General features: G+C 70.5%; 15 protein-coding genes. 3 read left to right on the top strand and 12 right to left on the bottom strand.

Annotation, left to right across the window (positions count from 1 at the left end; genetic code table 11):
* Nucleotides 1-30: 30 nt before the first annotated feature.
* From WMF11_RS24350 to WMF11_RS24310, 9 genes are read right to left on the bottom strand one after another with little or no spacing between them, the layout of a single operon-like run.
* A complete protein-coding gene (locus tag WMF11_RS24350) occupies nucleotides 31-1,476 on the bottom strand; it encodes an NAD(P)/FAD-dependent oxidoreductase (RefSeq protein ID WP_437979098.1) in 1,446 nt (481 codons plus the stop codon).
* Nucleotides 1,473-5,225, bottom strand: coding sequence for a protein kinase domain-containing protein (locus tag WMF11_RS24345; RefSeq protein WP_437979097.1), 3,753 nt, complete (start codon nucleotides 5,223-5,225; stop codon nucleotides 1,473-1,475). Before WMF11_RS24345 ends, WMF11_RS24350 begins: the two co-directional genes overlap by 4 nt.
* Nucleotides 5,222-9,181, bottom strand: coding sequence for an NAD(P)-binding protein (locus tag WMF11_RS24340; protein WP_437979096.1), 3,960 nt, complete (start codon nucleotides 9,179-9,181; stop codon nucleotides 5,222-5,224). Before WMF11_RS24340 ends, WMF11_RS24345 begins: the two co-directional genes overlap by 4 nt.
* On the bottom strand, nucleotides 9,178-9,582 hold the full coding sequence (locus WMF11_RS24335) for a hypothetical protein (protein ID WP_437979095.1): 405 nt from the start codon (nucleotides 9,580-9,582) through the stop codon (nucleotides 9,178-9,180). Before WMF11_RS24335 ends, WMF11_RS24340 begins: the two co-directional genes overlap by 4 nt.
* Entirely contained in the window at nucleotides 9,575-10,585 is a 1,011-nt protein-coding gene (locus tag WMF11_RS24330; protein WP_437979094.1) for a hypothetical protein, read from the bottom strand. The genes WMF11_RS24335 and WMF11_RS24330 overlap by 8 nt, the downstream gene beginning before the upstream one ends.
* Nucleotides 10,582-10,905 carry a hypothetical protein gene (locus WMF11_RS24325; protein ID WP_437979093.1) on the bottom strand — a complete coding sequence of 108 codons (324 nt, stop codon included), beginning with the start codon at nucleotides 10,903-10,905 and terminating at the stop codon, nucleotides 10,582-10,584. The genes WMF11_RS24330 and WMF11_RS24325 overlap by 4 nt, the downstream gene beginning before the upstream one ends.
* Entirely contained in the window at nucleotides 10,902-11,657 is a 756-nt protein-coding gene (locus tag WMF11_RS24320; protein ID WP_437979092.1) for a hypothetical protein, read from the bottom strand. The genes WMF11_RS24325 and WMF11_RS24320 overlap by 4 nt, the downstream gene beginning before the upstream one ends.
* Nucleotides 11,658-11,661: 4 nt before the next feature.
* The gene (locus WMF11_RS24315) at nucleotides 11,662-12,876 is read right to left on the bottom strand and encodes a polyprenyl synthetase family protein (RefSeq protein ID WP_437979091.1); all 1,215 of its coding nucleotides are present in this window, start codon (nucleotides 12,874-12,876) and stop codon (nucleotides 11,662-11,664) included.
* Nucleotides 12,869-14,395 carry a sigma 54-interacting transcriptional regulator gene (locus WMF11_RS24310; protein WP_437910782.1) on the bottom strand — a complete coding sequence of 509 codons (1,527 nt, stop codon included), beginning with the start codon at nucleotides 14,393-14,395 and terminating at the stop codon, nucleotides 12,869-12,871. Before WMF11_RS24310 ends, WMF11_RS24315 begins: the two co-directional genes overlap by 8 nt.
* 681 nt (nucleotides 14,396-15,076) lie before the next feature.
* On the opposite strand from WMF11_RS24310, the gene WMF11_RS24305 reads away from it, so the two are divergent.
* The 3 genes from WMF11_RS24305 (at nucleotide 15,077) to WMF11_RS24295 (ending at nucleotide 18,755) form a co-directional block, all read left to right on the top strand.
* Nucleotides 15,077-16,039, top strand: a complete 963-nt coding sequence (locus WMF11_RS24305; protein ID WP_437979090.1) for a hypothetical protein — start codon at nucleotides 15,077-15,079, stop codon at nucleotides 16,037-16,039.
* A gap of 308 nt (nucleotides 16,040-16,347) precedes the next feature.
* Nucleotides 16,348-17,934: an IS21 family transposase gene (gene istA / locus WMF11_RS24300; RefSeq protein ID WP_437975132.1), complete on the top strand. Its 1,587-nt coding sequence runs from the start codon at nucleotides 16,348-16,350 to the stop codon at nucleotides 17,932-17,934.
* Nucleotides 17,934-18,755: an ATP-binding protein gene (locus WMF11_RS24295; protein ID WP_437975131.1), complete on the top strand. Its 822-nt coding sequence runs from the start codon at nucleotides 17,934-17,936 to the stop codon at nucleotides 18,753-18,755. Before istA ends, WMF11_RS24295 begins: the two co-directional genes overlap by 1 nt.
* A 722-nt stretch (nucleotides 18,756-19,477) precedes the next feature.
* Here the strand turns inward: WMF11_RS24295 and WMF11_RS24290 are convergent.
* The 3 genes from WMF11_RS24290 to WMF11_RS24280 form a co-directional block, all read right to left on the bottom strand.
* Nucleotides 19,478-20,374: a lysophospholipid acyltransferase family protein gene (locus WMF11_RS24290; protein WP_437979089.1), complete on the bottom strand. Its 897-nt coding sequence runs from the start codon at nucleotides 20,372-20,374 to the stop codon at nucleotides 19,478-19,480.
* Nucleotides 20,371-24,192, bottom strand: a complete 3,822-nt coding sequence (locus WMF11_RS24285; protein WP_437979088.1) for a serine/threonine-protein kinase — start codon at nucleotides 24,190-24,192, stop codon at nucleotides 20,371-20,373. Before WMF11_RS24285 ends, WMF11_RS24290 begins: the two co-directional genes overlap by 4 nt.
* A gap of 336 nt (nucleotides 24,193-24,528) precedes the next feature.
* Complete coding sequence (locus WMF11_RS24280) at nucleotides 24,529-25,827, bottom strand: hypothetical protein (RefSeq protein WP_437910778.1); 1,299 nt, start codon at nucleotides 25,825-25,827, stop codon at nucleotides 24,529-24,531.
* Between the last annotated feature and the right edge of the window lie 266 nt (nucleotides 25,828-26,093).

Below are 26,093 nucleotides of genomic sequence, written 5' to 3'. Positions count from 1 at the left end.
GGAACGCTCTTTCGCCTCGGGATCGGGGGCTCAGGGGCCCCCGAACGAGAGCCCTCGGAGCGCAGCGATCCCGAGCCTCTTCTGCTTCGCCTGGACCTCCTTCGCCCACCCGTACAACCACGCTCCGTCATCCTTGATCGCGCGGGCGAGCGACGCCTGGAATCCGACGAGCGCGGCGCCGCCGGCGAGCCAGCCCGAGACGCCGTCGGGCGCGCCGGCGCCGAGCGCCTCGCGCCAGAAGCCTGGCCCGTGAACCAGGGCGCGCGCGAACATCTCCGGGGTGATCGCCTCCCGCGCCGGGATCACGCCGCCGAGGATGCCGCCCGTCACCTCCGCGTAGCGCGCGTCCTTCTGCGCGGTGAGGCTCATCGTCCGGAAGATGGCGAGCCACACCGGGAGCAGATGCCTGTTGCGAATCATGGTGACCGCGAGATCGCTGATCCCGAGATCCGGGTCGAAGCGCGCACGGAAATCGGCCTCGTAGCGCGCGAGGAAGCCCTTCCCGAAGCGCCCCTCCTGGAACGCCGCGCGGACCGTGCGCGCCGCCACGTGCGCGCTCGAGAGCGCGAGCGGGATCCCCTCTCCGTTGATGGGGTCGACGAAGCAGCCCGCCTCCCCGATGAGCAACCCACGCTCGAAGTGGTTCTCCGTCGCGCCGCCGTAGCTCCGGATCGGCCACCCACGCTGGGGTCCGATCTCGACGCGGGCGCCCTTCGCGCCCGCCAGGTGGTGGACCAGCCTCGTGAGCTTCGCGTAGAAGTCGCCCAGCTTCAGGCCGCTCCTGACGAGCGGCTCGCTCACCATCCCGACGCCGATGTTGCAGAGCCCCGGACGCACCGGGAATACCCACCCATACCCGGGGAAATACTTCTCATCGAAGTACATCAGCGTGTGATCGAGCGTGAGCCCGTGCGCGTAGGCGCGGATGGAAGCGAGGGTGTAGCGCGGATCGTTCATCCGCAGGCCCGCCGCGTTCGCGACGGCGCTGGTCGCCCCGTCCGCCCCGACGACGAGCCTCCCCTCGACGCGGCACGCCTTGCCCTCGTGGGTCGCGCTGACGTGGACCCCACGCGCCGTCACCTCGAACCCCGTGACCCGGCACGACTCCCGGACCACCGCGCCCGCGCGGATCGCTCGCCGGAACAGGATGTCGTCCAGCTCCTTTCGCGGGATGGCGTGCCCGTGCGCCGGCAGGCCGGCGACGCGCGGCAACACCCCGGAGACGAGGTGATCCCGGTTCAGGTACAGCCGCGACTTCCGGATCGGCGTACACTCGAGTCGTCCGATCGCCTCGCCGCAGCCGAGCGCCGCGAGGCGCGCGAGGCCCCTCGGGCTGACGTAATCTCCACACACCTTGTCCCGGGGGAAGCGGGCGGCGTCGCAGAGCAGCACCGAGTACCCCTCCGAGGCCAGCTCGATCGCGAGCGCGCTCCCCGCCGGCCCGGCGCCGGCGATGACCGCGTCATAGACCGTCACGCGACACCCGGGCCGCGGAACGCCTGCTCGACCCCGGGGGCGATCGCCCTCGCCAGAGGCGCCATGTCGGGGACGCCCTCCGTGGACATCCAGGTGCCCGCCTCCTCGATCAGGCGAGCCCCCTCCCGGCCGCCGGCCACCCTGCCGAGCGCCCAGCGGGCCACCTCCCGGTGAATGGCCATCTTCGCCGCCGTGTACCCCTCGAGCGCCGAGCGCAGGTGAGCCTGCGCCTGCCCTCCCTGGCCCGCGGCCCCGGCGAGGCCCGCGCGGAGCAACGATGCGTGCGGGCGCGACGCGGGCACCGTGGCCCGGCCGACGGCCCGCGTGAGCTCCTCCACCTTGCGAAGGAGCGCCCTCCGCTCGCGCCCGCCCGTCTGTCCGGCGAGCGCGAGCGCCGCCCGCGCCCGGGTCCACCGCAGCTCCATCGCGGGCAGCTCCATGCGAAGGAACAGGCCATCGCGCAGCTCGGGCCAGTCCCCCTCGATCCGCGCAACAGCCGAGCTCGGATTGCCCACGTACAGGTCGAGCGCCACGCCGGAGAAGACCCGGTGATACGCGTGCATCTGATAGAACCCCGATCTCCAGGTCTCCACCACCTTGCGCAGATCGGTCGCCACCTCGTCCACCCTTCCGGCCGCGAGCCGCCCGACGCCGTGGAACCCGCCCCGGTAGTTGTTGGCCGCGAACAGGTCGCCGCGCGCCTCGGCCTCGCGGATCGCCGCGGGGATCCGAGCGACCAGCTCGCCAACCCGGCCCGCCTGTCCGAGCGCCTGCAGGCTGAACACGATCGCCACCGCCGCCTCGTACTCCGCCCCCCGGCACTCCGCGCGAAACTGGGCCGCGGCGGCGTCGCACAGCCGCGCCGCCCGATCCCAGTCGCCGTGAAAGAAGGCCGATGAGCCGGCGCCGAGCAGGTAGAACGCCCGCTCGTAGGGCTCGCCTCCGCCGCCCAGGGCGCGCTCGTTCCGGCGCACGAGGTCCCGCGACTTCGCGCGCAGGAAGTCGCCCCCGATGAGCGCCGCGAACGCCGCCTCGTACCCCAGCGAGCGCGCGACATGGGCAGACTCCCCTTCGCGCAGGGCCTCGAGGAAGTGCAGGAGGCCGACCCCGTCCGCGCGGACCGGGTCCATCATCGACAGGGCCGTCGTGGCGGCCCACAGGTCGTCGAGCCGCCGCCGGGCGCCGGGAGGGATCTCCGCGGGCGGCCGAGCCTCGAAGTCGAAGCCGCGCAGGTACAGGCGCAGCCGGTGCCCGGCCGACACCACGAGCGCGCCCTTCCCGGACTTCGGCAGCCGGACCCGCGATTCTCCGAGGAACGCCTCCATGAGCCGCAGGCCCTCTTCGAAGCGCCCCGCCTTGAGGTACTGCTCGCCCGCCCTACGCCGGAAGAGCCCTCGCTGCTCGATCGCTCGCGGAGACTCGTCCGCGAGCGCCCGGGCGGCGCGCTCGAACTCGGGTGCCGCGTCCGTGCTCCGTCCGGCGTTGGCCAGCGCCTCCGCGAGCAGGGCGTGGAGGTCCGCGCGGGGAGCGTCTCCGGCGGCGTGCTCCAGGGCGATCCGGTAGAGGCGAGCCGCCTGTTCGAAGGCGAGCGCCGCCTCGGCGCGCCGCGCCGCGGTCATCGCATGGCGGCGCGTCCGGGGCCGGTCGCCGGCGGCGAGCGCGTGTGCCATGAGCCGCTCCGCATCGTCGGAGCCCGCGGCCTCCATCGCGGACACGAGCGCCGCGTGGTGGCGGACGCTGACCTCCTTGGGCAGCGCGCCCGCGACGAACTCCCGCAGGCGATCGTGGTAGATCTGGAGCGTCTCTTCCTCGCCTGCTTCCGCCCACCGGAGGAGGCGCAGCAGGCACAGGTCCCGGAGCCGCCGCCGGTCCCGGCTCCCCGCCGCTTCGAGCAGCACGCCGGCGCTCTGGGCGGCCCCGGAGAGCGCGGCGACCTCGACGAGCGCGCGGTCCTCGTCCGAGAGCGCCTGGATGCGCTCCTGAAGGAGCGATGTCGCCGTCGTCGTGAGCCCCCGGGGGCCGTCGCCGGTCCGCTCTGCCGCAGCGAAGTGCGCCAGCTCGGCCACGAGGTACGGCACGCCGCCCGCTTCCTTCACGATCGCGAGCACGGCCTCGGCGCCCGCGCCGGCTCGGCCGGTGATCGCGCGCGCGAGGGCGACGGCCGAGCCTGCGCCGAGGGGCGCGAGCTCGATCTCGAACGATCTCCCCCTGGATCGGGCGGTGGAGAGGGCTGCCAGCAGCGCGGGGTGAGGCGCCTCGCTCGCCGGGCGGCGCGACAGGACGAGGGCGACGGGGGGCGGGGCTTCGCCGCCGAAGACGCTCTCCACGAGCGCGATGCTGTCGGCGTCCGCCCACTGCGCGTCGTCGACCCAGAGGAGCACGGGCTGCCGCGCCGCCGCGTGCGCGAGCACGAGCCGGAGCGCGGCGAACCCGGACTGGCGCAGCGCGCGCGGGTCGCCGCGGACCTCGCCGGAGCGCGCCCTCGCGTCGACGACGGGCACCCTCCTCAGCTCGGGGAAGAGCAGCGCGAGGGCCTCGGCGCCCTCGGCAGGACAGAGCGCCGCCGCTGCGGCCTCGTCGAGGCCGATCCAGTAGCGGGCCAGATCGTCGATCGCCGCGTCGAACGCCTTGTACGGGATCGACTCGTACGGGTGGCACCGCGCTTCCAGCACGAGCGGCGGGATGCCGTCGGCGCCCTGGACGTCCTGAAGGAACCGCCGGACGAGCATGGTCTTGCCCATCCCCGAGGGGCCCACGACGTCCACGGTGACGAGCTGCCCTTCCTGCGCGGCGGCGAACGCGTCGCGCAGGGCGGCGAGCTCCGCCTCGCGCGCCACGAAGTCGAGCTCGGCCTCTGCCGCGAGCGAGAGCCCGCGGCCGCGCACCCGCGGCGCCTCGGCGTGCTCATGCAGCGCGCCCAGCACCTCCGCGACGGGCATGCGCTGGCCTGGGTCCGGCTCCAAAAGGCCGAGCACGAGCCGATCGACCGCCGGAGGGATCGAGGGCGCGACGCGCGACGGCGGAGGGGGCAAGCGCTGCTTGGCGAGGACCTCGTCGGAGGGGTCGTCTCCGAACGGCAGCCGGCCGACGAGGGCCTCGTAGAGGACCAGGCCCACGCTGTACCAATCCGAGGCGGGGAGGGGCTTCGGGTCCCAGTACTGCTCGGGGGCGAGGTAGGGCAGGGTCCCGAGCACGACGCCGCGGGCCGTGTCGAGCAGCCTCGCGCGTGACACGGGGGTCGCCATTCCGAAGTCGAGGAGCGTCAGGTGTCCCTCCTCGGTGACGAGGACGTTGGTGGGCTTGACGTCGCGGTGTGATTTTCCGAAGGCGTGGACCGTCGTGAGCGCTTCCGCGAGCTGGAGCCCGGCCTGGCAGATCCTGCGGATCGCGGCGGTCTGCTGCTCCTCCGGCGCCTTCGGGTCGAGGCCGAGGCGGTCGGTGAACGGGAGCCCGCCCGGGATCACCTCCATCGTGAAGAAGCACTGTTCGCCCTCCACGTGGAGCTCGTGCAGCCGGACCAGGTTGGGGTGGACGATGTCGCGCAGGGCCCTGTATTCCGCCTTGAGCCACTGGCGTCCTTCGGGCGTTGTGTCGAGGAGGGTCTTGAGGGCGACCTCCTGGTCCCACCGCCTGTCGAGCACGCGGTAGACGATCCCGAAGGCCCCGGAGCCAAGGACTTCCCGGACGACGTACCGTCCCGCGGCGTCGAACGGCCCGCCGACGGGCACGGCGGGGCGCGCGGCGCTCACGGCCCCTGCTTCCCGAGGCCGATCTTGCCGACGCCCAGCGAGGAGAGGAGCTTCTCGAGGTTCGGCTGGGTGCCGCTGAGCGAGCCGGCGAGATCCTTGCCGGCGCGGACGATCTCCATGAGCCCATTGAGGCTCCCGGCGAGGTCGTTGGCGTCGGCGCCCCAGTCCTTCTGGAGGGTGGCCCCGAGCGCGGCGAGGAGCGACTGGCCGGGGCTGGGATCGGGGTGCGCCACGTCGGCGAGCTTGTCGAACTGGAGGATGTCGGCGATGTGCGGCTTTCCGGCCTGGAAGAGCATCTCGTCCACGCGCTTGAAGAACGCGAGGTCCTCGAGCTCGTGCTCCTCGATGTCCCAGATGTCGCAGTAGTCGCCGGTGATCCCGGCCCTCGCGAGATCGTCCGACCTGCGCGTGGAGGCCATGTGATCGAGGATCGCGTTCACGGCGTGGCGCGCCGACTCGTTCGCGGCTTCCATCGTGTTCATGCGGGTGAACGTGCGCATGTACGATCCGCAGAAGACGACGCTGTCTTCGTGGACGCGGTAGCCGCCGTGGGGCGCCTGCCAGAGCCCGGTGCCGTCCGTCCGCGCGCCGTCGCCCAGCTTGCTCCTTCCGGGCACCCACGGCGCGCAGCGCGGCCGGTTCTCCCAGTCTCCGACGTTGTTGATCAGGAACGGGGTGCGGTTGGCGCGCAGCGCGCGGTCCGCGAAGGCGAGGTTCGAGTCGAGGTGGCAGTAGCGCGGCTCCGGGAGGGGGAGGTTCGTCACCGGCGCGGCCAGGCCGCGGGTCGTCCGCAGGCTATCCTTGATCTGGCGCCAGACCTCTCGCTCGATCTCGACGGGCGAGGATTCCAGGAGGCTCTTGCCCGTGAAGGAGGAGCGCCGGCGGCAATTCCCGATGTCCACCGACAGGACGCCGCGGATTTTCGGATCGAAGTCCTCGAAGTGCTTCCCCACCCAGAACTGCGACTGGGACACGGCGGAGAGGCCCCACTCGGTGTCCGGGAAATACACATGGCCGCGCACGAGCTTGAAGTCCTGATCGAAGTAGTACTGGATCCCCGTGAACGTCTGGAGCCGATCCTCGGGCGATTCGCCGTACCGCTGCTCGGGCAGGCGCGGTGTCCTCACGCGCACTGCTTCCGGGAACCGCTGCGCGCGCTCGCTCGTGAGCCGCACGTCCTCCGCAGGGGGCGCCCAGCGGCGGAGGACACGCTGCAGGATCTGCGCCTCGTGCGGACCGACCTTGCGATCGAACCAGAAATGGATCCGCAGCTCCGGTACGCCCTCCGGCTCTTCCACCACGTGGCCGGTCGAATAGGCCACCGAGCGGAACGCGGATCGCTCCCGTTGCGCCAGCGACGCGTCGTCCTCGGCAAACTGGACGCGGCGGAGGAGGCTCCGCAGCTTGTCGTCGGCCTCCTGCGGCGAGAGCGGGCTCATGTAGGTGACCGCGATCTCGTAGCGCTCGAGCCCGGCAGGCAGCTCGGTGGTGACGTGGCTGGTGAACCCTCGCAGCTCCCGGGGTACGCCGTGGTGCGGGACACGGCTGGTCTCCTTGGCGTCCCACCATCGCGTCACCCGCTCGGCCGCGACCGGGTCGAGCGCGACGACATGGTAGTTGGCGCGCGGGAGCTCCTCTTTCGGAGGCAGGACCAGCACCTCCGGACGCAGGACCAGCACCTCCAGCTTGTCATCCATTTGCTCGATGCTCAGGAGCTCACCCGGATGGAAATCGACGCCTAGGTTCTCCTTGAGGTGCTTGCGCCACGGGACGAGCCAGGCGTCGCTCGTCGGGCCCGAGAGGATGTTGTCCGTGTACTGTCCCCCGAGGACCTGATCGAGGAGGAGCTGCAGGTAAACGTTGCCCTGAGTGCGCGCGTCGCAGCGCTCCGCGGCCATCGCGACCAGCGCCTGCGGCGCGGCCCGGATCGACTCGATGAACGGTTCGGAGTAGAAGCCTTTCTGATCCGCGCCGAAGAACGTGAACAGCGACATCCCCTCGTACTCTTTCGCCCTCCTCGCGCTGCACGTCATCATGTAGCGGACGAGCTTGAAGAAGAACCTCGCGAGGTCCCGGCGGCTGAAGCCGAGGCCCTGCGTGAGGCGCATGTACTCCGTCCGGAACGCCTCCAGGCTGCGCGGGCGCTCGCGGCTGAGCGGGATGAAGCCCTTGCGGGCGGCGAACACCTGACGGAAGGTAGGCTCCAGCTGATCGAAGGCCGTCGGACGGTGGCCAGGCCTCGGCTCCCCGACGGGCGTGCGCTTCATCGTGTCGAAGATGTGCCGGTAGAAGCTGGGGAAGAGGCGATATCCGTGCTCACCCGGGACCAGCTTGCGGTGATCTTCTTTTGCTGCGGGGTTAGGATGGCATTCGTGTGGACGGGCCCATTGGGTCCGAGCCATGCCTCCTACCCGGAGGTCGGTCTCGACGAGCGGGAGGTCGGTTCTCATTTTGTCGAGCGTCCATGGAAGAACTTTCCTCGGATCGGGCGGCGTAGACTCAAAGACGTGGACCTTGAAATTGCGCTCTGCGAGCTCGTGGGCTGCCGTGAGCCCCGCGATCCCGGCACCGTACACGAAGACCGTGGGCTTGCTCCAGCCGGTCGTCGCTGTGTCGATCTTGCATATTTTCCAGCCATCACGGAGATTTCGGTTGCACCACTGCGAGAGGCGCTTGGGTTCGTCTCCTTTCAAGAGTGCCGCCTCGTCGAGGTGCGAAAATGAAGCCCACCATATGCGCTCTGCCTCTAAACGATTGTTGAAGTATTGCTGTGTCTTGGACGGCGTAGAACCTGGGCATGGTGTGCCTTGGTGGCATGTTGGTCTACTCGTGTTTTGGGGCACTTCCACGTAAGCGTCGATGAATATACTCAGCTCCTGTTCGAGGACGTCCGCCGACCAGGCGTCCCGCTCGGTCGACCTCGTGTCCTTCTCATGTTCCTTATCGGTGCCGGTTGCTGTCAGCGCGTAACGGGCTGCGTTAAGGAAGTTGCGGACGCGGTCCGGTTCGTAGAACCACGGCAGGCGTCCCTCGGGGTCGATGTTGGGGACTTTACGTCTCCCGGCAGCACCGAACAAACTGACACTCCAGGCCACCAGATTCGTCTCCGCCTCTCGCTGATTCCCTCTTCCTTTTGTCAAGAGCTCGTCCACGGCGTGGACGATGGATCTCGGCTTCTGAAGGAGGTACCAGTAAGGGTTCGGTCGATCTGTGGACGAGTAGAAGGCGGAGTTCAGCAGCTGTTCGATCTCGCGGCGGGCGGGCACCTTCCATTCCTTTTCCGTGTCTTCGCGGCCTCCGACAGGTTCATTTTTGCCGGTGTTCACGCCCGAGCATTCATTGGGGAAATCACGTGCTGTCTTGAGGCTTGCTTCGTACGCGAGTACCCCCATGTCTCCCGCGATTCGTCGGTTCACCAATAGCTCGAGCAGCGCAGCATCGTAGAACGCGAAGAGCTCTGCGGGAATCGCGGCGTACCATTCGTGGGCGCGAATTTTGATGTTTGCCAGAGCGTCGCGTTCCTTGTTGGACGCAGATTGATCTGCTTTTTCGCATTGGAGGAGCAATATGTACATGATCTGCTGCCGTACGAAACGCCTCACGAGGCCCTCCGCACGTTCGGCGATTCGCGTGAGATCGTCCGCCTGCGCGCCGCTGCCGGAGTCGTAGCCCTCAGGCGCACGGTTGGGGAACTTCAACCACGTGTCGTCGTCTGCCTCCAAGGTGGAAAACGAGCCTCCGGCGTCGAAGTTCTTGAGCGCCCACAGGATGGTTGTTCGCCATCGGTCGCTCTTGAGGACATCCTCCAGTTTCGTCTCTGACTCGGATTTGGTTGGGAGCTTCCCAGTTCGCAAGCAGAGCTCGAGGAACTCGGTTCGCTTGCGGAGCCCATCGAGCAGGCACGTGCGCAGCTGTTTCACCGCCTCGTTCTCGTCCTGCTTTGTGTTACCGTTCATTCCCCGCTCTCCAGCTCCAGGCGGAGCTCGTCCGCCTCGTCGATCCGCAACAGCGCTCCCACGAAATACTCGAACGCGCGGAGGCCCCGCGAGAGATCCTCCGTCTTTCCGGCGAGGCCGACCGCCCCGCTCCGCAGCGACTGGCTCAGCGTCCGGCCCCCCGACAAAAGTGCCCGGATGCTCGCCCGATCCGTCGCGATCCGGATCGCCGCCCGCCCCGGCGACGGCACCTCGACGACCTCTCGCCCGACGCCGCCGATCACCACCGCCGGCTCGGGCGCGACGTCCACCGACACCGTGAGCCCCTGGAGCCAGCTCGCCATCGCGGCGCTCGCCTCCGGCTGCGCCTCTGCGATCAGCCGGAGCGCCCGCCGCAGCGTGCCTGTCACCGGCTCAGCCACGGACCACCTCCAGCAGGCAGGGGCCGTCGAACTCGAAGCCCTCGCCCGCGCAGACCCCGCGGATCCGGGCGCGCGCGTCGACCTCGTTCAGCCGCACCACGCTGCGGACGTCGGTCTCGGAAGGTACGAGGATCTGGCCGCGCACGAGCGCCTCGACCTCCCCGGACACGGACTCTCCGCCCCGGCACGCCTCGAACCGCGTCCACCGGGGCACGTCCCGGTCCTGGTCCGGCAGCAGCAGCGCCGCCGCCGCGGGAACGCGCCCCGAGGGCCGCGCCTCGACGATGCCCTCGGTCGTGAAGCGCGCCTCGGCGTTCCGGAAATACCGCACGATGTCGCCGCCCCGGAGGAGGAACACGCTCGTCGCCGTGGTGCGGGTGCGGGCGCGATCGTTCATCCTCGAGAAGACCACCATCCACGGGACGGCGGCGTCGCGCGGCACCGCGCAGCCCCATTCCCAGGAGAAATCGCCCCCCCAGCGGAAGCGACCCCAGTTGTGGTCGTGGTACGCGAGCCTATCCTCGAAGGAGACGCGCCGTCCCCCGATCTCCACCCAGCCCGAGGCCAGCAGCCGCGGCACGAGGCACCAGCTCAGGTGAGACCCGGACCCGACTCGGATGTGGTGGCTGAGCGAGGGCACCGACGCGGGCGCGAGGACAACCTCCATCCGCGGGCCGTCTCCCTGGTTTCGGATCTCGTACCGGCCGCCGCGCCACCGCATCGCCGCCCGATCGAACGTCGCGTCCAGGCGGCCTGGGCGTACATCGGGCCTCCGACATCGCGCCACGTGGCCCTGCCACTCGCCCTGGCACACGACCGTCGTCGCCTTTCCCGAGCCGCCGCCTTCCAGGCTGAGGTTGAAGAGCAATGTCCAGCCTTCGCCGAAGACGACGAAGTGCTGCCACTCCTTGTAGCCTTGCCTCGCCTCGATCTCGAACGGCAGACCGCGCCACGGGTCGGCGTCCGCGGCGAGGGCGCTGAGCCGCGCGGCGGAGAGGCTCACCTGAGGAGATCTTCCAGCGGCCGGACAGGCACCCTCGCCGGGAGCGGCCCTTCCGGGGACGACGGCCTCTCGGCCCACGCCTCCGCGATCCGCTGCGCGCGTCCGGTCAGCGACAGGAGCCCCAGCAGCGCGAGCAGCGCCGCATCCTCGGCCCCGCCGTCCTCGGGGAGAGGGCCTCCGCCGATCGCACACGCAGGCGGATCCGCCGCCGCCGCGCCCGCGAGCGACTCGATTTCCCGTCTCGCGCCGAGCAGCCCGAGCACGGCGTGCAGGAATCCATCGTGTGTGTCGAAATCGAGCTCGGGGGCGGTGACGCTCACGGCCGGTCCCTTGCGCCGCCCAGGTCCGCCAGCACGCCCTCGAGATCGCGGTCGAGGGCGCGCAGGAAGGCGTCCACATAAGCCGAAGGCACCGCGCCGCCTTCCTCGCTCACGATGCCTCCGGCCAGCCCCTCGAAGAGGGTGCGCGCCCGGGCGAGCAGCGCAGATCCCGCGAGGCGCCGCTTCCAGGTGCGGCCCTCGTCGGTCTCCGAGAACCGCCGGCCCTCCCGGACGAGCGCATTGAAGGCAGCCTGCCCTGCAATGGGGTACTTGACGAGGAGCGCCTGGGCCGCGCGCAGGCGCTCCAGCGCGGCGTCGCCGGGCTCGGCCTCGCCGCTGGCCCGCCGCCCGAGCGCCTCGTCGAACTCCCGGCTGTACCGGACCAGGAGGCGCTGGTACTCGCCGAGCACGCGCAGGAGCGCGGCCACGATCGCGTCCCGCTCGCCGCCAGGCGGGGCGTCGGCGCCGGGCTCGGCCCCGAGGCGTGGCTCGCGAGGTGCGCGCTCGCGGCCGAGCGACGGCGCCGCGGGCACCTCCAGGGGCTCGGCCACGGGCGGGTCGGCCGAGAAGTCCGGGAACTCGTCCTCATCGCCGGGGGGCCCGCCTTCGCCGGCCTCGCGCGCGAACCTGGCGAGCCGCGCCTCGGGGCCGTCGTTCGCGCTGGCCTCGCTCTGAACGCGGCAGAGCGCATCGAACATCGCCTTGATGTCGACGAGCTGGGTCTCGGCCAGGCCGTCGTCTCGGAGAGACATCGATTCACCACGTTCGCTGGACGACATAATCCTTGAGCCAGGCAATGAACCTCGTGTGAACGGAGTCCGCGAGCACCTCCGCGAGCCGCTGCCAGCCCACCTCGGCCGACGCCGCGTGGCGCCGCGCCACCTCGCGGGCGTGCTCGATGCCGCCGTGACCGTCGATCAACCGCCGCAGGAACAGGACGTCGCCCTCGGTCTTCTCGCCCGGCGGCGCGGCCCGGCGCTCGAGATACCCGAGCATCGCCGCACGAGCGGCCTCGTCGATGACGTGCTCGTCCACCATCTCTCTCAACAGATCGGCGATCCCGACGTCGGAGGAGCCAGCGGTCGGGCGTGGCTTGCGGAGGATCCGGAGGGCCTCTTCGCGGTCGGCCTCCGGGGCCGAGCGGAGCGCGTGGAGCAACATGAGCGTGCGCTTTCCCTCCCAGAGATCTCCGGCGAGCTCCTTGCCGTAGTCGGCGCGCCCCTCCTCGAGATTGAGGACGTCGTCCTGGATCTGGAAGGCGAGGCCGAGGCTCTCCAGGAACGACACGAGGAGCGCCTCCACGCTGGGCTCCGCCCTGGCCACCGCGGCCCCCACGAGGCCCGGCGCGACGAAGCTGTAGCTGCACGTCTTTCGCCGCACCATCGACTCGTAGTCTGCGTCGGTGAGCTGCCACGTCCCCTCGTCGATCCACGAGAGCTCCTGCGCCTGCCCCTCGAACGACTCGAGCACGGCGCGAGCGTAGATGTCGAGGATCCGAAGGGCCCGGCCTAGGCCGAGCCGGTCCGTGTTCCCCAGCAGGGGGCCGAGCGTGAGCGCGAGGAGGCCGTCTCCGCAGTTGACCGCCGCGGGGATCCCGTGGGTCCGGTGGAGCGCGGGCCCGCCCCTCCGGGTCAGCGAGCCATCCTCGATGTCGTCATGGATGAGAAAGGCGTTGTGGTACATCTCGACGACCGCGGCGGACGGGAGGACCTCCTCGAGCTCGCCGCCGAGCGCGCGGCAGACAGCGATGCAGAGGGCCGGACGGAGCCCCTTCGCGCGGCGCAGCGGGTAGTCCAGCATCAGCCGGTACGCGCGATCGTCGCCCGGCGAGCCCTCGCGGACGATACGGCGGATCTCCTCCAGGACGAGCTCCCTGTGCTCCTCCAGGTACACCTGGCCGATGTCCTGGACCGGGCCAGGCGCTGCCTTCGGCGTGGAGCTCGGACCCGGCAGGTCGACCGAGCTACACACCTTTCGGACGCTCCAGCCCGAGCCCTCGGATCAGGTTGTAGACGTGCGACCGCGCGATATCGAGCCGCGCCGCCGCATCCGAGGCGTTCCAGCCCACCTCGTCGAGCACACGGCGGACGAAGCGCGCCTGGAACGCCCGCGTGGCTGCCTGGAGGGTCTGCTGGACAGCAGGCCAGTCTCCGCCCAGGGGCTCGCCGGCGTCGCCGCGGTCCGGCTCGGGCTCGGGGAAGAGATGCCGTTGCTCGACGCGGAGGACGCCGTCCGCCGCAGCCCGGATGACGGCGGCCTCCACGGCGTGGGCCAGCTCGCGGACGTTGCCTAGCCACTCGGCGTTCTCGATGGCCCGCAGCGCGCCGATCGAGAGCTCGATCGCGGGAAGGTTGTGGGTGCGCACGGCCTGCTCGCAGAAGTGGGCCGCCAGCTCCGGCAGATCCTCGCGGCGCTCGGCGAGGGAAGGCACCCGGACCGGGAGCACCTGGAGCCGATAGAACAGGTCCTCTCGAAAGGCCTTCTTCCCCACGGCCGCGCGCAGGTCGGTGTTTGTCGCGGCCACGATGCGCACGTCGGCGGTCACCGGCTTGGACCCCCCGAGCGGAAAATACTCTTTCGACTGGAGCAGCTGGAGGAGCGCGGCCTGTGCCGTCAAGCTCAGCTCCGCGACCTCGTCGAGGAACAGCGTCCCTCCCTCCGCTGCGTCGACCTTGCCCGGGACTCTGCGGCTCGCCGTCGAGTGCGCGCCCGGCAGGGCGCCGAACAGCTCGCTCTCGATGAGGTTCCCGGGGAGCGCGCCGCAGTTGATCTCGACGAAGGGCTTGCCTGCCCGAGGGCTGTTGCCGTGAAGGACGCGCGCGACGGCGGTCTTGCCGCTCCCCGTGGGCCCCAACAAGAGGACGCTGACGTCGAGCGGCGCGACCAGGACGAGCTGCTGGAAGAGCCGCGCGAGCGCGGGGCTCCTGCCACGGAGGCCGTCCGCGCGCAGCTTCTGTCGAAATGGCAATGTGGGGTTCGCCGACTCGGTGCTTCGCCGCCGCAGGAGCAAGCGATCGGCGAGCGTGGCGACGTGGCGCGCCAGGAGCTCGACATGCGTCCGGTCCTCGTCGCGAAAGGGGCCGGGCTGCACGCGATCCTGCAGGTAGAGGACGCCGATCGGCGGATCGGCGCCGATCGGCGCGCAGAGCACCGCCTCGATCCGGTGCGCGCGCACGCTGCCCCGATCGCGAAACCTGGGGTCGTTGAGCGCCGAGCTCGTCACGATCGTCTTCCCTGAGGCGACGGCCTGCGCCATCACGCCGTGCGAGAGCTGCGCGCGCACGCCGGCGATGTCCTCGTCTGTGCAGCCGCGGGCGATCCAGAACGGCGCCTTGCCGGCATCGGCGCCGTCGTCCCGGATCTCGAGGTAGCCGCGTCGAGCGCCCGCGATGTCCACGACCAGCGCGAGCGCCTCTTCGAGGAACGGCTCGATCTCGTTGTTCCCGCCGAGCTCCACGAGCTTCCGGTACAGGTCCCGTTCGCGTCGCACGCGCTCCGCATCGGCTGGCTCGGAACCGGCGGGTGGTGGACCGGAGCCCTGGTGTACCATTCCGACAATCTACCGGACGAGCGACGCACCTGGGAAGCCCTGCCGTGGGAGGGGCCGAGGGCACTGGCGGCAACGGCCCCGTCGGACATGCGCCGCGCCGAAGCCTCTGGACGATGGCGTGCCCCCGAAGCGCTGAAGCCGTCGTTTGGCGCTGAAGCTGCCGTTTGTCGTGCGAGCGCCGCACCAGCGGCGCCGCCCGCGGTGGCCCCCGAGCTTCGCATGGCCTGGGTTGCGTGCAATCTTCCTGTTTCACGCCACGTCGTCCTCCGGCGCTCGCTCGCGGCTGTTGACGCTTTCGCAAGCCGAGTGCCAGCCGTGGACGCCGGAGCAGGCGTGGTGTCTCCCCGTGGACAGGTCACGCCTCTCCGTCGTGGCTCGGCGCGACGCCTTTTCGAGCGCTCGCAGCGGCGCGGCAGTCCACTGCATTGGATCACGTGTCCATTCGCGTGGACACGTCATGGCCACGCGAGGGCCCCGCCGCTCCGTTCGCGCCGCGGCTCGACGCCCCTCGCGTGGCGCTCGCGCCGCAGGACACCGTCGGCGCCCCCCGCACCGAGCCCGTTCGCGCGCCTGGCACGCGAGCTGCTTCCACGATGGTTCACTTTTTGAAACTGGAGCATCATGAACAAGCAGTTATTCATATCTCTGGCCATTGCGTGCGTCCTCGCTGTCTCCAATGCGCGAGCGACGGCGCCGCAAGTCACTGAAATGGCCGCTCAAGACCTGCGGCAGAAGTTGAATACGGGCTCCGTTGCAACGTTCTACTGCGGGGGGCAGGGTCTGCCCGGAAAGGATCCACGAAATCAGATACAAATGACTACGCTCAAGGACGCTGCTGCCTGCGCGTTGGATTTGAGATGGTCCAGGTCTGCGGCGGTTGACGATGTTGTCGCGACGCCGAAGAAAGTGGTGATTATAAAGAAGGGCAGCGTTTCGCCGACTGACTATTTGTTCGAGTATCCACTTGGTAACGCAGGTGTCGCATATCGTCAGTTTCAGTCGCAAGAATGGTTTCGTGCGGATAAGTTTGTGCTCGGACAGGAATATAATATTTGGGTCATCTATGGTGTGTCGCAGAGGGCTCAACCTTCCGGAGCGGAACCTGTCGCCTCGGCGCCGGTTTCGGGTCCAAGAGTAGAGCTTGATGATCAGATTGTTCCCGTGTATCACTTCAAGCCTGTCAAGAGTCGATGGGCTTTGCAGGTTACCGGCAAGGTCTTTACTGCCTGGGAGATGTCTGGATCGGAGAACCGGTCCTTCATCGTTCCTGGTCTTGCGGCCGGCGGGGCGTGGCGCGTAGCTAGCGACTATAATGACCAGGATGTCATCGGGCTCAGGGCTGTCGTCGCAGCTGGGCCAAACCTTGTTCCGAAATTGCAGTCGACGACGGATGCAGATGGCAATACGACGACTACTACTGCGCCTCAGAAGCTGCAGTTGCTCGCCGGACTCGAGCTGGTGCTCGCGAGGTATGCATCGATCGGGCTGATTTGGATTCCGCTAGGCGGCGATTCCTCCTCTAGAGGGACTCCGCTTTTTTTGCTGACGTATGGCGAGTTGTATCCATCCATCTCGAGCAAATAGATTTCGCCGCATGATCTCGGATCTGAGACGTCCATGAAAGGTCCTTCCCACGGGTGCGTCTCGATTCGGGGTGCCAGTTCGCAGGCTCATGGGGCCACCTGACGGCGTTTTTCGCAGGGTCATGGGGCCACCCCAATCGCAGGAGGATGGGGCCACCCGCGCGGGGGCGTGACCCAGTTTTTCGCAGGGTCATGGGGCCAGCTTCCGAGGTTTTTCGCAGGGTCATGGGGCCAGCTCGGGACGCCGCGGTCGGGATCTGAGACGGGCTCCTTCCGACGACGGCGCGGGTCGCCGTCGGAAGGAGCCCGATGCCCTACCGAGAGCTGATCATGGTTGACATCAAGGAAATGCTCCGCCGTCGTGCGGCGGGGCAAAGCGCGCGTCAGGTGGCGCGCGAGACGGGGTTCGATCGCAAGACGGTCGGCAGGTACTTCGAGGCCGCAGCGACGCTGCCACTGCCGCGCGACCGCGAGCCGACGGACGAGGAGATTCACGCGATCGCCCAGCGCGTGCAGGCGCGCCCGGTGCCCGACGCGAGCGACGAGAGGAAGCAGGTCGACGCGCATCGCATGCGTATCGAGGCCTGGCTCGCCCAATCTCGCCCGCTGAAGCTGCGGAAAATCCACACGCTGCTTCAGCGCGACCACGGCGTCACCGCGAGCTACGACACCCTCTGGCGCTTCGCCAAGGAGGAGCTCGCGTGGCGCAAGAAGACGCCGACGGTTCGTGTCGCTGATACCGAGCCCGGGGAGGTCGCGCAGGTCGACTTCGGCCTCATGGGCAAGCTGTTCGATCCGGCGACGCAGCGAGCTCGCAACCTGTGGGTGCTCGTGGTGACGCTCGTGTACAGCCGCTACCAGTTCGTGTGGCCGTCGTTCGAGCAGACCACCGAGGCGGTGTGCGCGGGCCTGGATGCGGCGTGGCGGTTCTTCGACGCGATGGCGCGCGTGATCATCCCGGACAACATGAAGGCCATCGTGCTGCGCGCTGACGAGCTCGCCCCCGTGCTCGTGCCGGCCTTCCTCGACTACGCTCAGACGCGCGGGCTGTTCGTGGATGCCGCGCGTGTCAGGTCGCCGAGAGACAAGGCACGTGTCGAGAATCAGGTCGCCTACGTGCGGGAGAGCTGGTTCGACGGCGAGTCGTTCACGAGCCTCGACGACGCGCGCGTGTCGGCTGAGCGGTGGTGCCGCGACGTCGCCGGCGCGCGCGTCCACGGCACGACGCGCGAGGTGCCGCGTGAGGTGTTCGAGGCGCGCGAGAGGAGCGCCATGAAGCCGGCGCCGGCAGCACCGTTCGACGTGCCGTACTGGACCGACGCGAAGGTGCACCCCGATCATCACGTGCAGGTGCTCCGGTCGCTCTACAGCGTGCCCACCCGCTACGTCGGCAGCACGGTGCGCGTCCGCGCCGACCGCGCCTCGGTGAGGCTCTACGCCGGTACGGAGCTCGTGAAGGTGCACGCGCGCGTCGCGCCGGGGAAGCGCTCCACCGATCCGAGCGACTACCCCATGGGCAAGGACGTCGCGGCGGTGCGCGACGTCGCCTCCCTCATCGCGAGTGCGAAGACGTGCGGAGTGCATGTCGGGGTCTACGCCGAGCGGCTGCTCGCGGTGCCCTTGCCCTGGACGCGCATGCGGCTGGTCTATGCGCTGCTGCGTCTGTGCAAGAAGTTCGGTAACGGGCGCGTCGAGGCGATCTGCCAGAGCGCGCTCGCGTTCGATGTCGTCGACGTGCAGCGCGTGGCCCGCATGCTCGAGACGGCGAAGACGCCGGCGTCACCGTCCACGGGCCAGCGCACCGTCGTTGCGCTGCCCGCGCCGCGGTTCGCGCGTAGCACGGAGCACTTCGCGACGCGCACGCCGGCGGCTGCCGCGACCAAGGAGGACTCGTGATGAGCGCGAGCGAAGTCGACCCTGCGCTCATCACGGCGCTCAAGCGCCTTCGCCTCGGCCGCATCGCGGCGACGCTGCGCGAGCGTCTCCTGGTCGCCGAAAAGCAGTCGATGGGACACGAGGAGCTGTTGCTCATGCTGCTCACCGACGAGATCGCGCGTCGCGAGGCCAGCGCGACGGAGAGCCGCGTACGCGACGCCGGGCTCGATCCGGCCATGCGCCTGGAGCTCTGGGACAAGACGGCGAAGGTCAGCTTCGACAAGCGTCTGCTCGGCGGGTTCACGAGCCTACGCTTCCTCGAAGAGCACAAGCACATCGTCATCCTCGGCTCTGTCGGCGTGGGCAAGACCTACCTCGCGAACGCGCTCGGACACCTCGCGTGCCAGCACGGCTACAGCGTGCGCTTCTTGCGCGCGGACGCGATGCTGCGCAGGCTGCGCCAGAGCAGACTCGACAACTCACGCGACGCCGAGATGGTCGCGCTCACGACCGTCGACCTGCTCATCCTCGACGACTTCGCGCTCGAGGCGATGAACAAAGAAGAGAGCCGCGACGTGTACCAGCTCTTTCTCGAACGCACAGGCAACGCTTCGATGATCGTCACGAGCAATCGCGACACGGCCGAGTGGCTCGCGATGTTCGACGACGTGCTGCTCGCGCAGAGCGCCGTCGATCGGTTCAAGAACGCGGCGTTCGACTTCATCATCGACGGGGAGTCGTACAGACCGCGGCTCAAGCCGAAGCTCGACGAGAGCACCACGGCCGCGCCGGTGCCCGCGCGCAGCAAGCCGCCCACCCACCCACGCAGCAGGCGGCGATGACCGCTGCGGCCCCGGCGAGGACGTCGAGCCCGGGGCCGCGCCTCTGACCCCTCGCTCCGATCGGTGTGCCTCGCCCACCCTCGTCGATAGGACCGCTGGTGCTGCCGGGGGCGGGGTGAACCTGCCTGGTCCTGAGCGTCGCGGACCCTGCCGGGTTCTACACGGGGGCCTGGGTGGCCCCATGACCCTGCGAAAAGAGAGACGTCGCCGGTCGCTGCGCGCCCGGCTCCGGGGACCTCGACACGCTTCGCGGTCTCGGGCATGGTCGAGACCGATCACGGCGTCTCCCCCTGGCCCCATGACCCTGCGACGGGGTGGCCCCATGACCCTGCGACGTGGCATCGGGGAATGGATCGGGAATGGGCGACCATCGAGGCGGTGAGATGGTGGGATCTGAGATTTCGTGAGAATTGGGGGGGCGCATCCGGAACGCACGCGGCGAAAACGGGCCGACGGCGGGGACGTCTGCATCCACCCCGGCTTCCTCGCCTTGGTCCGTACCGACTCCGTGATGGAGGCGCACGGACCTCTCAGGAGATATCTCTCACGAACAGGGATCGAGATCGGGATGAAGGGCGGGCACGCCGCGCGCGTGTTCGCGGAGTTGGAGGGAGTCCCACCGGCACGCTGTACTCCTGGAGTTGACGGCTGCGCCAGGGTGCGGAGCGAGTATCGGCGGCGTTCGGAGAAGGCGACGGTGCCCACGTCGCTCCCCCCATGAGTCACCCGCTTCCCGCCTCGCCCCCCTCCCGGAGCGCCTCCGGCAACGCCGACGCCACGGCGGACCTGCACGCCTCCATCGAGGCGTGCAGCGCCTCGAGCGACGCCCCCGTCGGGTCGAGCGGCGGGTGCACAACGACCCGCACGACGCCGGGCGCGGCGGCATAACGCCCCTTCGGCTGGAGCGCGCCCGCGCCGTCGATGGTCACCGGCAGGACGCGCGCGCCCGCGGCCGAGGCGGTCCGGAACGCGCCCAGCCGGAAGGGCAGGAGCCGGCCCGTCGCGCTCCGCGTTCCCTCGGGGAAGAACATCGTCGACCACCGCTGCATCACGTTGCGCTGCGCCTCGCCGAGATCCGCGAGCGCGCCGCGGGCGCGCGCGTGCTGCCGGTGACGATCGACAGGCGTGTGGCCGTACAGGCGCATGCCCCAGCCCAGCACCGGCACGCGGAACAGCGCGCGCTTCGCCAGGAAGCGCATCGGCGTGCGCCCCTGGAGCACCACGAGCAACGCGAGGATGTCGAGCGTGCTCTGGTGGTTCGCCGCGATCACGTACCGCTCCCCGGGCCGCGCGTGCTGGACGCCCTCGGCCTCGACGCGCACGCCGACGAGCCAGAGCGCCCCGCGCGCCCAGACGACCGAGAGCCGGTCGTGCATCTTCTGCCGGGGATCGAAGGGAAAGCAGAGCAGCCCGACGGGGAGCAGCACGACGAGGAACAGCATCGCCCAGGCGTGGGCGAGCGCCGTGCGCACGACCTCGACCGCGCCGGCCGGCGCCGCGGCAGCGCCCGCGCAGCGCGCATCACGCTCACTGCCCGCCGTCGAGGCGACCTTCGAAGCGGCCGCGGATCCCTGCTCGCGCAGCCCCGCCCGCGTGGCGCCGCCGTCCTCCGCCGTCACTTGGCGACCGGCGGGGCCTCCGGCCCGTCGAAGCGGGGGACGAAGCCCTCCACCGAGGCCAGCGTCTCCAGCAGCGTGACGTGGCGGAGGCGCGGGATCGCCACGATCGTCGGCCCGCCGAGCTCCTCTTCCGGGACCGCGATCGTCGCCGCCGCCGCGAGCTCCGCCACCGTCGCGCCCACGATCTGCGTCGTGCCGACGTTGCTCGGGCCCGCGCTCCGGACCTCGCGCGGCAGATCGACCCAGTACGCCCGCGGGGGGCCCTGGAACGCCGCCTCGGCCGGGACGCGCGGCCAGAACGTCGGATCCGTCAGGCCGAGCTCCTCGACGAGCGCCGCGCGCTCGGCGCGGACGCCGCGCGCAGCCCCCCCGTCGCCCAGCGCGTCGAGCGCCTCGGCGTGACGCTCGAGCGCCGTCACCAGCAGCGTCCGGTTGCCCGACGCGCGGATGAGATCGAGCGTCTCCCGGCCGTACGCGGCGAGATCGCCGGCCTGGCCGGCGTCGTCGGCGAGCAGCGCCCGCGCGTGCATCCGGCCGACCCTGCCGAGGCTCACGGCGTACGCGTCGCCCGTCCCCGCCGAGCCGATCTCGATCGCCCGCTCGTAGGCGGCCAGCGCCTCGCGAAGCAGGCCCTGCACGAAGTACACGTCGCCCAGGTACCCCTCCGCCCAGCCGCGCCCCATGCCGATGCCCAGCACGCCGCTCAGGTTGACGGCGTTCGCGATCAACACGCGGGCCCGCGTGAGCTGGCCCATGTGGAACTGGTGCCGGCCCGCGTACATCGTCCCCATGTACAGATAGAGCCCGCTCAGGCCGTGCTCCTCGGCGTACGAGAGCAGCTGCGCTGTCGACCGGACCCCGAGATCCCAGTCGAACCGGCCCTCCGCGAGCACCGCGTGGTAGAACCACGTGCCGAGCAGCCGCACCGGGTCGCGCAGGCGCTCGGCGAGGCGCGCGGCGTCCGCGGCGTTCTGCTCGGCCTCGGCGTAGAAGCCGGACTGGCTCAGCGCGACGCAGAGGATGCCGCGCGAGTGGCAGAGCTCGACGTACTCGCCCGCCGCCTCCGCGAGCTCGCAGCCGCGGCGGAGCGGCTCGGTCGCCGGGCCCACCTTGCCGGCCGCGCACAGCGCGCGCCCGAGGATGTTCGCCGGCAGGCACTGGTACGGGCGCAGCTCCGGGCTCGATCCGATCGCCTCGAGCGCCTTGCGGCTGTGGGCCACCGCGTCGGCGAACTCGCCCCGCACGTAGTGCACGCGCGACAGCGCGCTGGAGAGGGCCGCCGTGACGAGCGGCGTCTCCGGCAGCGCCCCCTGCGTGCGGCGGAGCAGATCGAGCGGCTCCGCCGTGCTGCCGAGCAGGCACGCCACGCGCGCGAGCTCGTGCGCGCAGCGGGCCCTGAGCTCGATCCGCCCCGGGTCGAGCGGCAGCCGCTCGAGCAGCGCGAGCGCCTGCTTCAGCCGGCGGCTGGCGCCGTGCGGATCCTGGAGCCGATCGGCCTCGTTCGCCGCGAGCAGGTACGTCGACGCGGCGCGGTCGAGATCGCCGGCGCGCTCGACGTGGTGCGCGAGCGTCCCCGGATCGCCGCCGCGCAGCTCGATGCGCCGCGCGATGCGCCCGTGGTAGTCGGGGCGCTCCTCGGGCGGCACGCGGGCGGCGAGCTGCTCGCGCGCCGCGTCGTGCGAGAACGACGCGAGGCCTCCGTCCTCGCCGAGGCAGACGTAGTGCGCCGCGGCGTCGCGCAGGGCGCTGTCGACCTCCGCCGGGTCGAAGAGCCCGAGCTCGACAAGATCGTCGCGCAGGAACTGGCGGCCGATGAGCGCGGCGACGCCGAGGACCTGGACCGTCGTGGGATCGAGCGCGTCGATGCTGCGCGAGAGGACGTCCGAGACCGACGCGGGCGCGAGGTAATGCGCGTCGGCGCGGGAGATCTCGAGCGCGCCGCTCCGGCTGCGCTGCAGGAAGCCCTCGGTCTCCATGTTGCGGACGACCTGGATGTTGAAGAGCGGGTTGCCCGCGGCGAGCAGCGGGACGCGGCGCACGAGCTCCTGGACGAGGTCGTCGCCCGCGCCGCGGCCGAGCGCGGAGAGGAGCGCCCGGTTCTCCTCGGGCCGGAGCGGGCCGAGGTCGAGGCGCTCGACGTCCTTCCACGCGAGCCACCCCGCCGAGCGCGGCGTCATCGGCGACGAGCCCGGCGGGCCGCGCAGCGCCGACGAGCCGGGCGGAGGCAGCAACGAGCCGGGCGGGGGCAGCGATGACCCGGGCGGAGGCAGCGACGAGCCGCGAGCGAAGGGCGGCCGCGCCGTGCCGAGCAGGAGCACCGGCATCTCGCCGAGCTGATCCGAGAGGCGCAGCAGCACCTCCTGCGTCGCCTCGTCGGCCCAGTGCACGTCCTCGATCGCGAGCACGACCGGGATCTCCTCGGAGATCGCGCCGAGCAGCCGCAGGATCAGCTCGGCGACCCAGCGCGTTCCGCCCGGGCCGATGGCGCCGCCCTCGTCGGCGAGCCCGACCGCGCGCGTCAGCTCCGGCACGAGCCCCCGGAGGAGGGCGGCGTCGTCGGCGATCACGAGGCTCACCAGCCGGCGGATGCGCGCCGCCCGGCTGTCGCCGTGCCGCTCCAGCCAGAGCGCGATCTGCGTCAGCGCCTCGCGGATCGCGGAGTAGGGCACGAGCCCGGAGAGCTCCCTGCACCGGCCGTACGCGACGATCGCCGTGCCCGCCTGCTCGGCGCTCCGGAGCAGCTCGGCGACGAGGCGGCTCTTGCCGACGCCCGTGTCGCCGACCACCACGGCCGGCCGCGGCTCGCCGCGCACCGCGCCCTGGACGAGCTCGATGAGCCGCCCGAGCTCCTGCTCGCGGCCGACGAAGGGCGCGTCGTGCGCGTCGTCGAAGGTCTCCGGCCCGGCGGCGTCGCGCTCGTGCGCTTGCGCCTCGGCCCCGGCCGGGGGCTGCGAGGTGCCGTGGAGCGTGACGTAATAGAGCTCCTTGAGCCGCGCGCAGAGCCGGGCCGCGCTGGAGAAGCGCCGCGCCGGGTCGCGCTCCAGGAGCTCCTCGACGAGCGCGACGACGGGCGCCGGCGTCTCGGGCGCCGCGTGGGCGAGCGGCACGAGCGTGCCGTAGACCTTCTGGTTGATGACGCTGTTGACGGTGCCGTCCGAGAACGGGAGCCGGCCGGCGAGCAGCTCGTAGAGCATGACGCCGACCGCGTAGAGGTCCATCCGGGGGCTCGGGCGCCCGAGCGCGCCCCGCTTCAGGCACTCGGGCGCCAGGTACGCGATGGTGCCCGCGTTGACGCGCGTGTGCTCGGGCTGGAAGCTCACGGTGAGCGTCGCCAGGCCGAAATCGAGGATCTTGAGCCGGGGCTCGTACGGATCGGTGAGGACGATGTTGCTCGGCTTGAGGTCGAGGTGGAGGACGTTGAGCGCGTGGCAGTGCGCGAGCGCCTCGGCCACGCGGCGCGCGATGCGCAGGGCCTCGATCGTGTCGAGCGAGCCCATCCGTGCGAGGTACCGGTCGAGCGTCTCGCCCTGCACGAGCTCCATCGCCAGGTAGAGGCCCACGCCGTCCAGGACGCCGTACGAGGAGAGCTTGACGAGCGAGGGGTGGCGCAGGCGGAGCAGCGCCTCGATCTCGTTCTGCTGGGCGAAGAGCTGCCCGGCGTTCTGGGCGCTCACATCCTTGAAGATCTTGATGGCGGCGTCGTTTCCGGCCCCGTCACGGCCGCGGAACACGGCGCCGAAGCCGCCCTCGCCGAGGCGATCGGCGATCGTGTACTCGCCGATCCTGGCGCCGCGCTCGATCAAGGGATCGCCGACCATCGCTCCTGCCCTTCCGAGTACCCCGTCATCGTTCGCCGACGCACCATGATACCCCGGACGAGCGCCGCGACAGCGCGCAATGGCCTGGCCGCCTGCCTGAGGCACGCCGCCTCGACGGCTTGCCGCATCGCGGCTGTCTGGCCAAGAAACCTGCGTGCAACGTTGGGCGGCGCATCCGGCGCCGATCTCGGCCATCGCGCCCCGCGCGCCGCGACCGGAAAAGTGAGCTCGCACCCAGATCTGCGCCGCGAGCCCGGATTCGGCGCCTGAAATGACGACGGCGGCAGCCCCCGGGAGGGGACCGCCGCCGCGTCCGCGCTCAGGCCGCGCCGGGGATCAGGTCCCGCCGCTGGCCGAACCGCTCGCCGAGCCGCTGACGCTCGCGCTCGCCTTGATGTTGACGTCGATCGAGGCCGTCGCGCTGGCCGACGCGTCGACCGCGGCCGCGACGCAGGCGACCGCCTTGCCGCCGGCCTTGAGCGCCACGTCCTTCACCTCGACGCCCGCCTTGCCGACGCCGGACACCGCCGCCGCCAGCTTCTTGCCGGAGCCGAGCTGCACCTTCGCGATCGCCGGGAGCGACGTGCGGAGCGCGGCGACGAGCTTCTGCGCGTCGGCGTTCACCTTGCCGGTCGCCACGATGCGGACGTTCGGCGCATCGCACTTCGCCTCGCCGGCGGTCTTCGCCGTGCACTGCATCTGGCAGCTCGGGTCGACGCTCGGGGGCTTGAACTCGCCCGAGCACTTCGGCTCCTTGATCTCGGCGCTGCAGCCGCCGGAGCACGAGCCGGAGCACTTCGCCGCGGCCTTGACCTCGCAGGAGCCGGAGCAGCTGCCCTCGCAGGTGCCCGAGCAGGAGCCCTCGGCCTTGGCGTCGCACTTGCCCTCGCAGGTGCCGGCGCACGCCGCGCCCTTCGAGTCCTTGCCGTCGCACTTGCCGTCGCACTTGCCGCCGCAGGTGCCCTTGAAGCCGACGTCGCACTTGCCCGAGCAGCTCGCGTTGCAGGTGCCGGTGCACGCCGCGCCGGCCTCGACGCTGCACTTGCCCTTGCACTCGGCGTCGCACTTGCCGCTGATCTCGCCGCCCTCACAGCTCGCCTCGAGCTTGCCGGGCTGCACCGGCGAGCCGCAGTCGCCGAGGCACTTCTGCATGGCGGTGATGTCGGCGTAGCACTTCGGCGGATCGATCTGGACGGTGATCTTCGCCTCGGCGTTCGCCTTGACGGCGGCGTTCACCTTGGCCGAGACCGCGCCGCAGACCTTCTCGGCGCCCTTGCCGCCGCTCGGATCGGCCTTCAGCTCCGCCTCGCTCATGCCGAGGTCCTTGCCGAGCTTGGCGCACGAGGCGATGAGGTCCGCCTCCATGGCGACGGTGAGCTTGTCGAGCGACGCGGCCGCCTCGAGGAAGCCCTTGATCTTTCCCTCGACCTCGGCGCCGCCGTCGAACTTCAGGTTCGCGATGCCGCCGTTCTTCATCTCGTCGCAGCCGCTCGCGGCCGACGCCAGGTCACCGGCGGGGCCAGGAAGGCTGTCCGCACCCGGGATCCCCTTGCCGCCGCAGTTCACGAGGAGAGGCGAAGCCAGGCCGAGAAGGGCCACGGGCATCGCAAACAACTTCCATCGATTGACGCTCATCTCAGAATCCCTCCGGCACCTCGATCGGTACCCCATGGAGCGCGGACCCTATACCAGCAGCCGCGAACTTGAAAGCTGGGACAGCCGCGATCCTGCGCGACGGTCACTCGTAATGCCGAGCAGCCCCGCACCGCGGGCTCCAGCGACGGACGGCCCTCATTGCCCCAAGTCAGGATGGCTGTAAAGAATCAAGCTGAGCTCATCGCGCGGGGACGGCGGTCTGCATCGCAGGTGGCGCGAGGCGTTTCACATATATATATGGCCCG

The organism is Sorangium sp. So ce295 (assembly GCF_051527405.1).
Taxonomy (GTDB): Bacteria; Myxococcota_A; Polyangia; order Polyangiales; family Polyangiaceae; genus Sorangium; species Sorangium cellulosum_B.
This window is presented reverse-complemented; position numbering and strand designations above follow the sequence as displayed.